General features: G+C 56.0%; 20 protein-coding genes and 2 tRNA genes. All 22 read left to right on the top strand.

The genetic code is table 11. The features are described from left to right. Positions 1-28: 28 nt before the first annotated feature. The 22 genes from ACFXN1_RS04890 (at position 29) to ACFXN1_RS04785 (ending at position 13804) form a co-directional block, all read left to right on the top strand. On the top strand, positions 29-664 hold the full coding sequence (locus ACFXN1_RS04890; RefSeq protein ID WP_379440667.1) for a multiprotein-bridging factor 1 family protein: 636 nt from the start codon (positions 29-31) through the stop codon (positions 662-664). 1259 nt (positions 665-1923) lie between these two features. Continuing rightward, a tRNA-Lys gene (locus ACFXN1_RS04885) sits at positions 1924-1996 on the top strand. A gap of 218 nt (positions 1997-2214) precedes the next feature. Then, positions 2215-2292: transfer RNA gene (locus ACFXN1_RS04880), tRNA-Leu, on the top strand. 40 nt (positions 2293-2332) lie between these two features. Continuing rightward, positions 2333-2572 carry a hypothetical protein gene (locus ACFXN1_RS04875; RefSeq protein ID WP_379440666.1) on the top strand — a complete coding sequence of 80 codons (240 nt, stop codon included), beginning with the start codon at positions 2333-2335 and terminating at the stop codon, positions 2570-2572. A 25-nt stretch (positions 2573-2597) separates the two neighbouring features. Then, the gene (locus tag ACFXN1_RS04870; RefSeq protein WP_379440664.1) at positions 2598-2828 is read left to right on the top strand and encodes a hypothetical protein; all 231 of its coding nucleotides are present in this window, start codon (positions 2598-2600) and stop codon (positions 2826-2828) included. 138 nt (positions 2829-2966) lie between these two features. Next, complete coding sequence (locus ACFXN1_RS04865) at positions 2967-3662, top strand: hypothetical protein (protein WP_379440663.1); 696 nt, start codon at positions 2967-2969, stop codon at positions 3660-3662. A gap of 506 nt (positions 3663-4168) precedes the next feature. Continuing rightward, a complete protein-coding gene (locus tag ACFXN1_RS04860) occupies positions 4169-4672 on the top strand; it encodes an XRE family transcriptional regulator (RefSeq protein ID WP_379440661.1) in 504 nt (167 codons plus the stop codon). Between the two features lie 307 nt (positions 4673-4979). Then, positions 4980-5753, top strand: coding sequence for a RecB family exonuclease (locus tag ACFXN1_RS04855; protein WP_379440660.1), 774 nt, complete (start codon positions 4980-4982; stop codon positions 5751-5753). Positions 5754-5913: 160 nt separating this feature from the next. Next, positions 5914-6198 (top strand): hypothetical protein, encoded by a 285-nt coding sequence (locus ACFXN1_RS04850; protein WP_379440658.1) that lies wholly within the window; start codon positions 5914-5916, stop codon positions 6196-6198. After that, a complete protein-coding gene (locus ACFXN1_RS04845; RefSeq protein WP_379440657.1) occupies positions 6195-6512 on the top strand; it encodes a hypothetical protein in 318 nt (105 codons plus the stop codon). Before ACFXN1_RS04850 ends, ACFXN1_RS04845 begins: the two co-directional genes overlap by 4 nt. A gap of 151 nt (positions 6513-6663) precedes the next feature. Beyond that, a complete protein-coding gene (locus ACFXN1_RS04840; protein WP_379440655.1) occupies positions 6664-7431 on the top strand; it encodes a hypothetical protein in 768 nt (255 codons plus the stop codon). Next, on the top strand, positions 7428-7775 hold the full coding sequence (locus ACFXN1_RS04835; protein WP_379440654.1) for a hypothetical protein: 348 nt from the start codon (positions 7428-7430) through the stop codon (positions 7773-7775). Before ACFXN1_RS04840 ends, ACFXN1_RS04835 begins: the two co-directional genes overlap by 4 nt. Further along, positions 7775-8131, top strand: a complete 357-nt coding sequence (locus ACFXN1_RS04830) for a hypothetical protein (RefSeq protein ID WP_379440652.1) — start codon at positions 7775-7777, stop codon at positions 8129-8131. Before ACFXN1_RS04835 ends, ACFXN1_RS04830 begins: the two co-directional genes overlap by 1 nt. Next, positions 8131-8286 carry a hypothetical protein gene (locus tag ACFXN1_RS04825; protein ID WP_379463490.1) on the top strand — a complete coding sequence of 52 codons (156 nt, stop codon included), beginning with the start codon at positions 8131-8133 and terminating at the stop codon, positions 8284-8286. Before ACFXN1_RS04830 ends, ACFXN1_RS04825 begins: the two co-directional genes overlap by 1 nt. A 358-nt stretch (positions 8287-8644) precedes the next feature. Further along, positions 8645-9451 carry a DnaB-like helicase C-terminal domain-containing protein gene (locus tag ACFXN1_RS04820; RefSeq protein WP_379440649.1) on the top strand — a complete coding sequence of 269 codons (807 nt, stop codon included), beginning with the start codon at positions 8645-8647 and terminating at the stop codon, positions 9449-9451. Between the two features lie 179 nt (positions 9452-9630). Continuing rightward, complete coding sequence (locus ACFXN1_RS04815; protein ID WP_379440648.1) at positions 9631-10410, top strand: BRO family protein; 780 nt, start codon at positions 9631-9633, stop codon at positions 10408-10410. Between the two features lie 44 nt (positions 10411-10454). Further along, the gene (locus ACFXN1_RS04810) at positions 10455-10676 is read left to right on the top strand and encodes a hypothetical protein (protein WP_379440647.1); all 222 of its coding nucleotides are present in this window, start codon (positions 10455-10457) and stop codon (positions 10674-10676) included. 178 nt (positions 10677-10854) lie between these two features. After that, positions 10855-11052 carry a hypothetical protein gene (locus ACFXN1_RS04805; protein WP_379440645.1) on the top strand — a complete coding sequence of 66 codons (198 nt, stop codon included), beginning with the start codon at positions 10855-10857 and terminating at the stop codon, positions 11050-11052. Positions 11053-11114: 62 nt separating this feature from the next. After that, a complete protein-coding gene (locus tag ACFXN1_RS04800; protein WP_379440643.1) occupies positions 11115-11486 on the top strand; it encodes an endonuclease VII domain-containing protein in 372 nt (123 codons plus the stop codon). A gap of 172 nt (positions 11487-11658) precedes the next feature. Continuing rightward, a complete protein-coding gene (locus ACFXN1_RS04795; RefSeq protein WP_379440641.1) occupies positions 11659-12291 on the top strand; it encodes a hypothetical protein in 633 nt (210 codons plus the stop codon). Positions 12292-12984: 693 nt separating this feature from the next. Beyond that, positions 12985-13437 carry an endonuclease domain-containing protein gene (locus ACFXN1_RS04790; protein WP_379440639.1) on the top strand — a complete coding sequence of 151 codons (453 nt, stop codon included), beginning with the start codon at positions 12985-12987 and terminating at the stop codon, positions 13435-13437. Next, on the top strand, positions 13331-13804 hold the full coding sequence (locus ACFXN1_RS04785) for a CHC2 zinc finger domain-containing protein (RefSeq protein ID WP_379440637.1): 474 nt from the start codon (positions 13331-13333) through the stop codon (positions 13802-13804). The genes ACFXN1_RS04790 and ACFXN1_RS04785 overlap by 107 nt, the downstream gene beginning before the upstream one ends. The last annotated feature ends 16 nt before the right edge of the window (positions 13805-13820 follow it).

Raw genomic sequence — 13820 nt, 5'->3', positions numbered from 1 at the left:
GATCACTCACTGGCCCCTAGGGGGAACCGTGGTACGGCGGTACGGGAAGATCATTCGAGACGCAAGGGACGCTAGGGGTTGGTCCCAAGCGGATCTAGCAGACCTGGTTGGTGTTGAGGCACAGCAGGTTTCGCGGTGGGAGCGTGATATCGCACCCCCGAACCTGAACAACGCGGTGGAACTCTCACGCGCACTGGACATCTCGCTGGACGAACTTGCGGGTTTGATACCGCTCGGTCTGGATTTGTCGGGTGTCTGGTACGCGGCATGGCAGACTTGGCGCGAATCCGATCAAGTCATCAACACGCATTCGCTTATGGCGAAGCATCACGGGGAACGAGTCCGGTTTCAGGCCGAAGGTGATTACGACTGGTTCGGAGACTTCCGGTTGTCGTGGCACTTGCTCAAAGGGGACTACCGGGCCACTGAGCCCGGCGGGCCGGCTACCGGGGCGATGCTGCTAGCGCTCACGGCAGACCACGACATTGCACTCGGGTCCTGGTCCGGGTTGACCGGAGAGGGCAAGCTGGGCCGCGGTTGGGGTGTTATCGCCCGGTCCGAGCACGACTCGTCACGGGTACTGCTGCAACTGATCAAATCCCCGGGCTCCGTCACAGAATGGCCAATCGAACTGGCAGGGGTGGACAACAATGCTGGTAAGTAAAACCGACGCTGGCGAAATACACCGAGTGGATCTCGGGACCATGCGGGCCACCTGGATTGTCCAGGAAGGTGTTCCGCGGATCATGTTCATGATGGATCACACCTCCGGGAAGCCCGCGTATCGCTGGCCGGATACGCCTATGCCGCTATGCGGTACTGGCCACATCGCTTTCGACCCCGAGAAGTATCCGACGCTCGCAGAGGTTATCGAGATGCTTCCGGAGTACGAGACGACTCTCTGGGAGCATGTCCGAAACGTGCACAGGGCTTCGTGTATACCCGCACCGCGGGTCCCGGGGTGCGCCGATGCAAGGTCGTACACCCAGGAGGAGCACTCGGCATGGTTGCGGGGGATTGGTCGTCCGCATGCCTAACGAGAGGCTGTACACCCGTGAGGCGTACGCGGAGGCTCTCAGGGCCGCTGAAGGGGTTCCGGAGAGTCTGAGGGTAGAGGAAGTCCAGCGCGTGTACCGCGCGCGGTTGGACGCGCTCAGAGAACTCGATAAGCCCGATGCTCGGGGCGATGCAGGGGAGGTGATTCCTGGACCGAAGACCGCCGGCTAGACGCCGGACCACTTTGCAACCTGAGGAACCCTCCGGAGGCGGCTTGCTCCACAAACAAGCGCCTGAACCACCCGGAGGGTTCTTTCATGTCGTGACCAGGCAAAACAGACGTATGTTGACAATTAACGTAGATCATGCGAAGCTATCGCTACAACTTCAGAGCGGATCGGAACACTAGAGGTTCCGGCGAGGTGCGGGAATCCCCAAAGCTATAGGGATCGAGAGCTATGCAAGCCAAACTACCCACCGAATCGCCAGAAACGATAGATTGACGTTTAACTCCGATTCGCCTAAGGTTGGAAACATCGATCAGGGAAACCCGATCGGCCCCGCCGGAAGCTTCTCCGAAGCTCTCGGCAAGCAAGACACGGTGTGACGGACACCGGGAGCCGCTAGCGGATCTCAGGACCGGGCTGCACGTGAACTTTGAGAACTACATAGAGTAAGCCAAGAGCGCGAATGCGACTCCAGGTCTGTTCCCGCACTGGAGCGGGCGAAGCTTCCATAGTTCGGACATGTCCCAGACTTAGAGAAGCGTGAGCGCTCCCCGAAGCCGCCGGGTATAGCGGCAAGATTCCGAGCGGGCCTAGCGAAAGTTACCCCGGGTAACCCGGGTGGCTATGAGATGAGTCGTGGGTGACTCGTACAAGTCTTGTAGCTTAGGGCCGTGTCCGAGAGAGGCTATCGGATCGCAACGGGCCTATAGCTCAACTGGCAGAGCACCCGGCTTTTAACCGGGGGGTTCAGGGTTCGATTCCCTGTGGGCCCACGAGAGTTCGCCAACCGTAGGGAGTGGATATGAATAAGGCTCGATTCGCGCGACATCTACAGGGCGCAACGTATCAGGGTCTGATAGATGCAGGAAAGGCGCGGCTTGGGTTACTGGAAAAGATGACTCCAGAAGATCCCCAATACCTTGACTACATCAATCAGACGACCGCCATCCTCAATGAAATGAAACGACGGGGTAGCTTCTAACCCTACGAAGGGCTTATAGCTCAACGGCAGAGCTGGGAAGAAGAGAGGCTTCCCGAGATCCGGGTTCAAGTCCCGGTAAGCCCACCAATACCACACACACCGAACTTTAAGGCGAACCATGAAGCTTGTGACTTCGAGCAAGGCTGAGTGGCAGAAGGGCAAATCGGGGATCTACGCGTACTTGTCGATTCTCGATTACGGCGCTTCAGTCACGTACACCCCCGGCATTCAGAAGTGGGAATGGCGGGTGACCCACAAACAGAAGCTTATTGCCTCCGGCACCGATGATTACGCGGCGGAAGCCGTGTTCATGGCGGAAGCCGCGATCAAGCTTCACCACCGCAGAAGGCTTCGCAAGGTAGCATGATCCGCAAATATAGAAAGGTGCTCTAATGGCAAACATAACACTTTCTCAACTCCTGGAACTTCTCGCTTACGAAGGCGACTCGGTAGCGATAACCGAACAGCTCGGACACGTGGTGATAGCGCCAACCGATAATGCAGTAATGAACGGGTACAAGATAGTCGCGAAGCGTGATGAAGTCGTAGCGTGGCTGAACGTCCACGAGTTCGACCCGGTGCCGGTTCTCGCAGAGTTGAACCAGCGCATATACCTCCGCTAGACGGAAGCCCCCGGTTAGGTCCCGGGGGCTTCTATTTAAGTCGTAAATTGACCTTTAACGTTGTGCGTGTTGTATCGGACAAAAGTCCGGCGGATGCTCTGTCCGGTGCTAGATACACAACCGAGAGGAACCAGCGAAATGATCCCCGAGCTAGTCAACGAAATGCAGATACCCAACGACATAGAGTCCGCTGTCCTGGACCTCAAGGGCTTGGGTGGGCTGATCACTGCCGCGGAGTGGCAGCGTGCAGCGCTCGTGTTCGCATTCACGTACGAAGGCCGGCCCGGTGGTCGGTCTACTGGTCAAGAGTCACCAGTAGCGCTCTCGATCGATGAGTTCTCGAAGCTGGGTCTTGCTGGCTTGAAGTCTCGGAACTCGGTTCGGAAGTACCGCCGGGCGTGGGCCCTCGCGATACAAGACGGATTCGCGACCTACATCATGCCTGGGGATTTGATCGCTCTTCCCGAAGTCGAGTGGGACGAGTACTTCAATCCGCCCAAGGCTCCACAGGGGCCGTCTGAGGGTTCGGGGGATACCGAACCTAAGCCGAAGCGTGAAACTGGATCTACGGGCGAATCAGAGCCCGATACGGGGCTCCCGGAGGATATTGACCTGGACGTGACCAAGCCGGGTGCAAAACGTTCCCGGCAAGGGTTCCAGTTGCTTCAGGGGATCGAACCCGCTCGGGTGCCGGAGAAGTTCCGCGGTGGACTGGAGCGTTTGAAGACCGGGCTCACCGAAATGGCTGAGCCGGGGGCGAACTACGAGCTGGTGTATCTCAAGATGTGTCAAGCGCTGGGGGATCTCACAGCGGTTCTGAACACCGAAAACTAGCGTTTGCTTCGGGTGCGCCGAGCTCGTGAGATTGATTTGTTATGCAAGCTGACATCCCATGCCAAATGAGTGACTTACTGTGCGGAAACCTGTAATGACCGGGGGGTACCGGTCGGTTATAGATTGACCGTTCCGTATGGAAGGTCTATGAACGAAACACGCGGTCGGATGAGCTGGCAGGTTGCCGAGTGGGTCTGGTAGTTTGTTCGGACGTGTAGGCTATCGAACAAGCGTTCGAGCCTAGGCTGAGGGAGGTTGAGATCATGACCACGAGCTCGGTGTTAACACCTTGTGTGCAGGGGGATACGGCGGTGCTACGAGGCACCGGAACATCATGATTTGACCTGGGGGAATGGTCGGAATCCGGATACGCCGGAGCCGATTACTGAGAAAAGGCTTAAGAACTGGGACTCAGTAAGGCCGTGCCCTTAGGTTGACGTTTAACGTCTAGAGGTGGGATCGTTGTTCATCACGCAACCACCGACACCTAGAAGGGGGTCCCATCAATGGGGCGCAAGCCGGTCCTTACGTACGAGAACGTTTACGAGCATCTCAAGAATGGCCTAACCCAAAACGAAATTGCTCATACCGAAGGAGTTAGCAAACAGGCGGTAGCCGCGTTTATCAAGCGGTACCCGGAATTGCAGACTCCCCGTCAACTTGTAGCCAAGCATTTCCCTTGGCAGGTTCCCGCTGAAATGAACTTTACATCTCCGTATTTGCGTATGCGTGATCACGGAGAATGGTGGGTAACCAACGGCAAGGGAATGTCGAAATACAAAATTGACCGACTCCGGTGGTGGTACCGGATGATGTGGAAAGAAAACGTGGTGCTTGAATTCGACCCTAACATTCCGCCTATCGAAGGCGTGAGTAACAAAGGCGGGTTTGCGTACCGTCCACGCGAAGAGTCGGACGAGAACTTTCTTATTCGGAAAAACGGGTACACCCACATGACCACCGAAGGTGAACACATCTGGGTGCTTCCGCGGCTCGAAGACATTCCATAACTGTGTGAAGGGATTTCCAATTGATCGGCGCTATAGCTCATCAGCACCTGGTTGTGAATTCGCCAGGGCTGTTGACAGCACATACGAGGCTGGTAGCGGAGCAGCTTCTACTAATAGTCACCAGGTCTATCAGGTTCAATATGAACAGACCTGCGCTGTATGCGCCAATCGCGGATTACCTTGACAGACACAACCACACGAAGCTGAGCGAATTCCCGGAGGATAATGCATTGATGGGTGGCGGGAAAGCTATAAAGACCACCTACGAGATATTCGGAAGGAAGGAAGGGCTAGCATAACGCTACGATTGAGCGTCTCGCAGTACAACCAGTACGGGAAATGCCCGTACGCTTGGAAGCTTCAAAGGCGAGATAAAGTTTGGGAGCGGCCGGCGGCCTGGCTCCCGCAGGGAACAGCGGTACATGCAGCGGGGGAAGCGTACGAGAGGTCGGGCCGAACGCTTTCCCTAGAGCAAGTCAAAGACGTATTCCGGGCTTCGTACTCGGAGGAAGTCTCGAAGTACACCAAAGAAACACCGAATCTTTCATACTGGTTCCGGTCGGGACCTTATCGCGGCGCTCAAGACATTGAGCGCCGTTTTGGTATCGGTCTCGAACAGTGCGAGAAGTACGTCACCTGGTACGACAAGCACCCCGAGCAAGTAGCCTGGACGGCTCCGGACGGGACTCTGGGGGTCGAACTCGAATTCGACCTAGACCTAGACGGAGTGCTGGTCAAAGGGTTTATCGACAAGGTCGGCCACGATACCAAGCGTGACGTGATGTACGTCCGCGACAACAAAACCGGCAAGAAACCTCCCGAAGACGATATGCAGCTCGGGACGTACAAGGTTGCCGTGGAGACTACGTACGGTGTCGAAGTCCCTGAGGGTGACTTCTGGATGGGCAGTACCGGCAAGCCGACGATTGCCCGGGACCTGAAGGAATGGACCCGCGAACGGGTGACCGAGAAGTTCCACGAGCTTGCAGACAACATCAAGCAAGAGCGGTTCGACCCGGACCCCGAGACATCGAAGTGCATGTTCTGTTCGGTCAGCGCGTCATGCGCGTTTTCTGCTTGACCGATAAATTGACATTTAACGTAAGGTGACGAAATGCCCCGAAGGGTATTCGTCCAGTGGGGCGCTTGTCGTGCCGTGACGGGCGAACTACTGGCGCTGGTGGTCTTCGAAGACCAGACCTACGAGTACATCCCTCACTCAGAGTTCTAGGAGAAGAACAATGATCGCTGAAGACCCCCGAGATCGGTACTGGGATCTCCCCGACCCGACTATCGACCTGGACCCGAACGACCCCGTGTTGGAAGACCCGCGGGCACCATACGAGCCACTCGGAGTGCTCCGGATGTTCCGCGGTGGTATGAGCGCGGAGAAGATCCAGGGACTTCTCAACCTTGAGCCTCCGGAGCTCGTGGGAATGCTCCGGTGCGGTATCGACCTGGAACAGTCCGCGCACTACGCGGGCCGGCCACTTCACTCGGACGAGAACTTCAAGGGGGGACAGTGACCAGTAACGATGTTCTTCTCCGCTTGGCGGAGATGGATGCGGCTATCTCGGAGTCCGAGTATCGGGAAGCCAAAGAAGACCAGAACACCGCGGGTATCGCCACCGTGGTATGCGCCGCGATCGGCACCGCGGGTGTTGTCGGCGCGGCTTTGGTTCATGGCGGGTTCTCGGCTATCGCAGCGGTGTTCTTTTTGGCTGCGGCCTTCTCTGGTGTCGGTTACCTCGATAAGTCGGACCGGACTGCTATCGCGCGGCGAAGCTACTACATCGATAAGAAGCGGTACGAGAACCAGAAAGAGCAGGTGTCCTTCTAATGGGTCTGTTCAGTAGTCCTCCACCACCGGTTCTCGTGAAGATCGTGACGAAGAGCGGAAAGATCCTCGAAGCACAACTTATACCGGCGGGTAGCGAGTACACACTAACCGTTCCAGATGAGTTCTTCGATCGCTACAAGGTGACCCCGAAATGAGACGGCTTGTCATCGGATCTACCGCGATGCAGGCTCACGGCATCGCAACCCGCGAGCCGAAAGACCTGGATCTCTTCACGGATGTCCCGGAGGCAGATTCGCTCTGGGACCCGCTACTCAGTGAGTGGCTTCCGGCAGGCACCGACCGGGTAGCGACCCTGGATGAGCTCTACACGATCAAGTTGTCTCACAGTTACTGGGAGCTTCCTAACGGATCGTGGAACAAACACATGTCGGATCTCGTGGTCTTGCAGGACCACGGGGCGAAGGAAATCGGTTGGCTTCACGATCTGCTGTACCGGGTTTGGGAGATCAAACACGGTCGGAAAAAGGTGGATCTCGAAAAGGAGTCCGAAGAGTTCTTCTCGGATGCTGTGAGGCGGAAGTACGTGCATGACTCGTTGCATGAGTCCGTAGCGTACGGAGACCGGCCGATCTACGAAGAAGTCCTTGTTCCTGGCAAGTCCGTGAAGATGGACATGCCGAAGATCTGGGCAATGCCTTTCGAGAGGCAAGTACAGCTCTTCCGCGAAGAGATCTACGTGACAGCGCTTGAGCGTTGGGTGGTTCCGTCCGACTACACGTGCAGTCCCTCGCTGGCGTATGCACGAGCTCTGCGCCGGACAATCACAAGCCTTACCAAAGGCCAGTCCGCGAAGTTCATTGCGGAGAACTACCGGGTGTTCCGTAACCCGGACATCAAGTATGTACAACATCACTTGTCCAAGGCGGACAAGCTTATTCCCCTGGAGGTAGCGAATTGACTCTGACCGCGAAAGAGATCGAAGCCAAGATTGAGGCGTTCGAACAGGATGGCCACGAATTCTCGTGGTACGACTGGAAGTGGGAGACGGGTTTCGACGCTGTAGACGTCCCAGACCTGGGCAAGGTGTGGGTTGTCGATACCTTCGGAGGTGGCGAAGGTTCCGGTGAAGAGATGTACATCATCTTCCGTGTCCTGGAGACCGGAGAGCGCCCATACCGCGCTCGGTACTTCCAGAAGGACGGGTATTACGCGTCGTTCGATGGCTCCAACTGGGACGGAGCGTTCTTCGAGGTCCGTCCCACACAGATCAATGCGACTATCTACGAGAAGGTTGGTAAGTGATGAACGACAATCAGGCGAAGCTGTACAAGGCGTTCTACCTTCTGGCGGTTGCAAACTCTTGGGACAACTGGGAGTGGCAGAAGGACCGGGACATTGAGGTTCCGGACCTTGGCCGTGTCCGTGTGCTGAGCACTTTGGATGACTCGCGGAGCCGCGACCGGTACGACGAGTTCGGTGAGGGTTCTACCGCTCCCGCGGGGATCGTGTTCCGAGTTCAGTTCTACGAGGACGGCTCCGAGCACCTGTACCAGAAGGACGGTACGTACGACTCGTACGGCACGGTGTCGTACTCGGGTGGCTCGTTCTTCGAGGTGGTCAAGAAGGAAGTCAAGTCGTTCCGGTACGAGCGGGTCTAGTGATGGACAATATCCTGGATCAGCTCGGATTCAGCGAATCCGAGCGTAAAGACATCGCCAAGGCTATGGCGATCGAAGGCACCGATCATCCCACGTACTTCGTGTTCGGGGCGGTGCTGGAGCGGGCGGAATACCTCAACACCGGAGGTCGGTAGCCGCTGTGACACCTGACAAGCATTACTGGCGGTGTTATATCCACCTTTTGCTTAAGGATCGGCACGGCATCGGAGCCGATGCGTACATGCCGGATATGCGCTTCAGTTACAAAGAACGAGTGTTCGAACGGTTTTGGCGAATGTTTGTGGAGGGCAAATGAGGACTGCGAAGGTTTATGACACGTGGCGAGACCTTCCGGAAGACACTCTTGCGGTTGATGGCGAGGGCAACAGACTGATCATCCGCGAAGGATTCTTGCACTGGTGGGACAACGGAAACGAGGAGTGGTACCGGGTTCTAGCTCTTCCGGGACTGTGGCTCCCGGACTACGGACCGATTACGGAGGTTGCCCGGTAGGTGTACACGCTGAATCAATCCCGGCGGGTCAGGGGTTCAGCGGGCGAACCGCTCCCGATCGTGTGGGAAGCGCTCGCAGAGAAAGGGGCGATCTACCGGCGTGGACAACTGGTGTTGATCTGCGCCGGCCCCGGCACCGGGAAGTCCGGCTTCATCCTGAACTACATTCTCGAAGCGTGTATCCCAACGCTGTACTTCTCTGCCGACTCGGATGCGTTCACCCAAGTCACTCGGGCGATATCGAAGATCTCCGGAATCACCCTGGAGGAATCCGCGGTTCAGTTTCTCCGCGACGAAGTCAGTTCGAAGACATGGGATGCCCTGAATAAGATCCCGCTCCGCATGGTGTATGAAGCCAGTCCGGATCTGGACACTATCGAAGTGCACATGCAGGCATACGAGGAAGTGTATGGCGATTATCCGAGTGCGGTGATCGTGGACAACATAACCAATGTTCACACCGACTCGGAGACTTCGGACGCATCATCGGGTCTTGAAGGGTTGATGGACTACCTTCACACGATGGGTCGCAACACCGAAGCGTGTGTGTTCTGCCTTCACCATGTTCAGGGCCCGTACAACGATGCTGACAAGCCGATTCCGTTGTCTGGCATCAAGAACCAGATAGGCCGGGTTCCGGAGATGGTTCAAACCCTGCACAAGAAGCGGAACGACTACGGCCCGGACACGTTGTGTGTGTCCACGGTGAAGAACAGAGGCGGTCGGGTCGACCCTTCGGGGGAAGACTTTGCCGAACTTGAGTTCACGGGCGAAACCATGCAGATCCGCGATTTCGCTACCAGATAAGTTGACATTTAACTATGAAAGATACATGTAAAAACGGGCACCCGATCAGGACCACTAGAGACAGGTGCGGTAACGGAACTTGCCGTAAGTGTCAGAACGAGTGGTCACGTCAGTATCAAGCAAAGTGCCGAGAGGCGATGCGCAAAGTAAAAGAACTTGGATTGGAGGAACTTATTTAGATGAGTGATGTTATTGAAACCCCGCACCACGGTGAACTAAGTCCGTTTGATGCTATCCGACATGTCCGGTCCGATGGCTCCGAGTACTGGAGTGCCCGAGCGCTCATGCCGTTGATGGGTTACACCCGGTGGGAGAACCTCCAGACGCCGCTGGATCGCGCGATGAAGGCCGCTGAGAACCAGAAAAGGGATCTGACCAGCAATTTCCTGCGATCCCAGAAAATCTCTGGAACCAAGCCTGCCGAGGACTACGAGCTCTCTCGCTACGCGTCCTATCTGGTGGCCATGAACGGCGATCCGAACAAGCCTGAAATAGCCGCTGCCCAGGAGTACTTCGCGATCCAGACCCAAGTTGCGGAAAAGGTTCAGCGCCAGGCACCTCAGACCTACGCGGATGCGCTTCGGGAGCTGGCCGACGAGTCCGAGCGTCGCGAGATTGCGGAGGGCAAGGTTCGGGAACTGGCTCCGCGGGCGGTTGGTGCCGAAGGCTCAGAGGCCCGCAAAGACGGTCAGCTCGTCTACGACCTTCGAGACTCGATTGCGACGTTGCTCAATGTAGACGCCACGAAGGTTATCCCAGCAGTGATGGCGCTCGGAGCCTTCACGCGTACTGGTCAGAAGTATCGGATCTCCCCCAGCTGGACAGACTTACTGTTTTGCAGTCCCCGGTTCGATGGCGTTAAAGATAGGGACAATGGCCCGGTCCGGATTCGGCCTAGAATGCAAGAGGAGTTCATGGAGCGGTTGGAAGCGGCGTATCTGGCGAAGATCTTCAAGTAGCGAAACTCACACCCGATAAATTGACATTTAACCATGGAGGTTACATGGACCTTGAAGAAATCTTGGCCGATGCTGACATTAACAAATATGATTTCACCGTGACAATGGTCTCCGGAAATACCCATGAGGGGACACTCGTGGAATACAACATTCGGTATGAGTACTTCACGATGGACGTTACGCGTGACAACTGGTCTGAGGATAAGAAATACGTGTTCGTAAATAGAAATCATGTCGAATCGATTTCTTGGGGTATTGACGACTGACGTATGTACATCGAAACCGAAGAGCTTGAGAGCGTGCTCAACGACTACTGGTCAGTTGTGATCGGAAGGGTTTACAACACCGAGTTCTTCTCGGTTCCAACTAAGTACACATTGGGGTAGCGCTATGACTACTTACGAAGTCCGAATGAACCCGTACAAAGGTAGGGAGAGGTTCCGCGTGGACCTCACCGACGAACAGCGGGACACGCTTCTAATGGTGGCGGACGCAGCCGCATACGAGCTTGGTTACGCGCTCTTCGAGATCGATGACTATGTGTCCGATCCGTACCGCGAGTACCGGAAGCGGATCGTGAAGGCGAACGACTGGCCAGGCGCTTCGGTTACCGATGGTGACTGGAAGGGGCGTGTTGTCTGACCAAGTGCATTGATTGTGTCAAAGAAGGCGTAACTACTCGTCGTAAGGCAACGGGGAAGCCGTTGCTTTGCGCCACCCATCGAAGATCCCGGCGTAAGTCTCGCCGGGATTACTCGTGGGAAAAACATATCCGGGAAACCTACGGTCTTACACCGGATGAATACTGGGAGCTCTACGAAGCCCAAGAAGGTTGCTGCTACATCTGCGGTCGGTTCCGAGCGAAAGACCGAAAGAAGCTCTCGGTTGATCACTGCCATAAGACCGGCCGCGTACGCGGTCTTCTTTGTCAGCAGTGTAACCGGGATGTGCTCGGGCACTTCCGGGATGACGTGACCGCGTTTGAGCGCGGTCGAGACTACCTAATCAATCCACCCGCGTTCGCTGTCATCGGTGAACGCGTAGTCCCAAACTTCGACCAACAGCAAAGCTGTTGATACGGCCCCGGCTTCGCTGGGGCAAGGAGAAACCAAATGAGCAACATGACTGACATCCTGCACATCATCTTCCACGCGCCGATCCTGCATATGCCGGTTAAGCCGCTTCCGCTGGTCGTTCTCGACTCGTGGACCTTCGGCCCTGCCTAACCCATCTCGAAAGGTAGCGATAGTGACCGAGATTCTTGACACTCTGAAATCCGCCCGTGATTACCTTGATTCTAAGGATGACTGGGTTAACGATCAGTTGACTGACCACATCACGATGCTTGAGAAGCTGGAAAAGCTCGGAGACCTCACGGCGGTTAAAGCCACCTACGAGGTCGCCCGGGTCGGCATTGACTATTTCCTGACCGAGTTTGACGACTTGCCCGCGGCGGGTAAGGAATTCTTCAAAGCGTTCTACGACGCTGCACGTGAGGGCACGGAGCCCCGAGCGTTCAAGGTCGGGGATCTAGTGAGGATCACGGGTCCGCTGAAGACCGCGAACGGGAGCGATCTCTACCTCTTTGAGTCGGGTGAAATTGCGAAGGTCACTAACCCGATCGACTCGGAGGGAGACGTACTGATTGAGCCACTTAACGGCGAAGATGATAATTACATTGATGCTAAGTCCCTGACGCTGGTCACGCCTCGTAAGTGGGACTCCCTCGCGGATGTTCCTACCGATGTCCAGGTTACGGATTCGTTTGAGTCCCTGGTCCGTTTCGATGAGCGCGAGTGGGTTTATGATTGTGACCTTGGTTGCTGCAAGGGGTATTCGTACTACACCGAGTTCCCGCCGTTCACTGAGGTGATCAAGTGAGTCAAGACGAGATGTGGCGGGACTCTCAGGAAGCGTTCCGCCGCTTCATCCGAAGCGTTGTTGAGGAAGTCCTAGCCGAGTGCGTTCCTCCGTCGAACAGTGCCGGCCCGGTTTCGAGTCTGGTGATTGCCGACACCACCAAGCGGTACAAGGACGCTCAAGGCGATATCTGGGAGTTCCGAGGTTCTCTCTGGGGTTGGCGTCGCCCTTATGGGGACGATTGGAACCCGACCCATAACCCATCCATTTGGGACTCTGAAGGACCGTTCACGGTGATTCAGTGACCGATGATGACATTTACGACTTGGCTACAGGCCCGGTCAATCCGCGTGAGAACCCGCTCACGCGGTTGGTGAACGATACGGAGAACTAGTTGTCTGATCCTTACTACGAGCCCGATAGCATGGGTCTTACCCAGGTTGGGCTGATTGACTTCGATGATGAGCCTTACCAGTTCTATTACGGTCTGGTTCTGTATCACGAAGAGTCTCGCCGGTTCTACTACGTCGAAGACCAGGGTTGTTCCTGCCCTACGCCATTCGAGGATTACACCTCGATTGAGTCTCTGGGTATGCCTATGACCTTGAAAGAGCTGAAGTTCCGGCTTCGGGGTGTGAACACGCATGAGTACCACACTCCTACGGAGCCAGTGAGTATGCAGGTCTCTCGAATCATCTCGAAGGCTACTGACCTATGGGAACCTCCGCGATTGGCAGCGTAGTGCTAAAGACGTGTACCCAATGCCATACCGGGAAGCCCATAGATGAGTTCTACAAGCATGGTATGGGCGACCCGGATAAAAGACATCCGTGGTGCAAGGACTGTACGAAAGCGCGTACTAATCTACGTAGGATTAATAACCGTGACGAGATAAAAAAGCAGGAGCGCACCCGAGAAGCTCGCAAGTACGGGCTGACACTAGATGAAGCCGAAAAGTACTGGTATCAGGGCGCGTGTGATGTATGCGGCATGGCGCAGAACAAAGCCAATTCGGACATCTTGCACATAGATCACTGCCACACAACGGATAAGATCCGGGGTGCGCTTTGTATCGGATGCAATCTCGGAATCGGGAGTTTCAAAGATAGCCCGGAGCGCCTACGGGCGGCGGCTCACTATCTGGAGAAAGCCCGTGGGGATACGTGAAGTAGTCAGCCATTATTACCCGGAATGGAAGCCGCCGAAGGATTCGGGACGTGAGTGGCTACGCACGTTGTGTCCATTTCACGGTGAGTCGAATGCTTCGGCTTCCATCTCTTACGAACACAACGCCTTCATTTGCAGAGCTTGTGGGGTGAAGGGTGACGTGTATTCGATAATCATGCGTGAGGAAGGAGTGGGGTTTGCAGAGGCTAAGCGCCTCGCAGCGGAATTATCTGTGGACAGCGGCAAGCCGATACGCGGAAACACTAGAAGGAAGCCCGGCAGAAGAGTATTTGGACAGCCGGGGACTAGCTCACGAGACGCTTCGGTTCGGTCTGGGGTACGTGGCCGAACCTCTCCCTGGTCATGAGTACTTCTCCGGGTGG

Source organism: Nocardia sp. NPDC059154 (genome assembly GCF_042755705.1).
Lineage (GTDB): Bacteria > Actinomycetota > Actinomycetes > Mycobacteriales > Mycobacteriaceae > Nocardia.
Note: the sequence above shows the minus strand (reverse complement) of the source record. Positions and strands in the feature narration are given on the sequence as shown.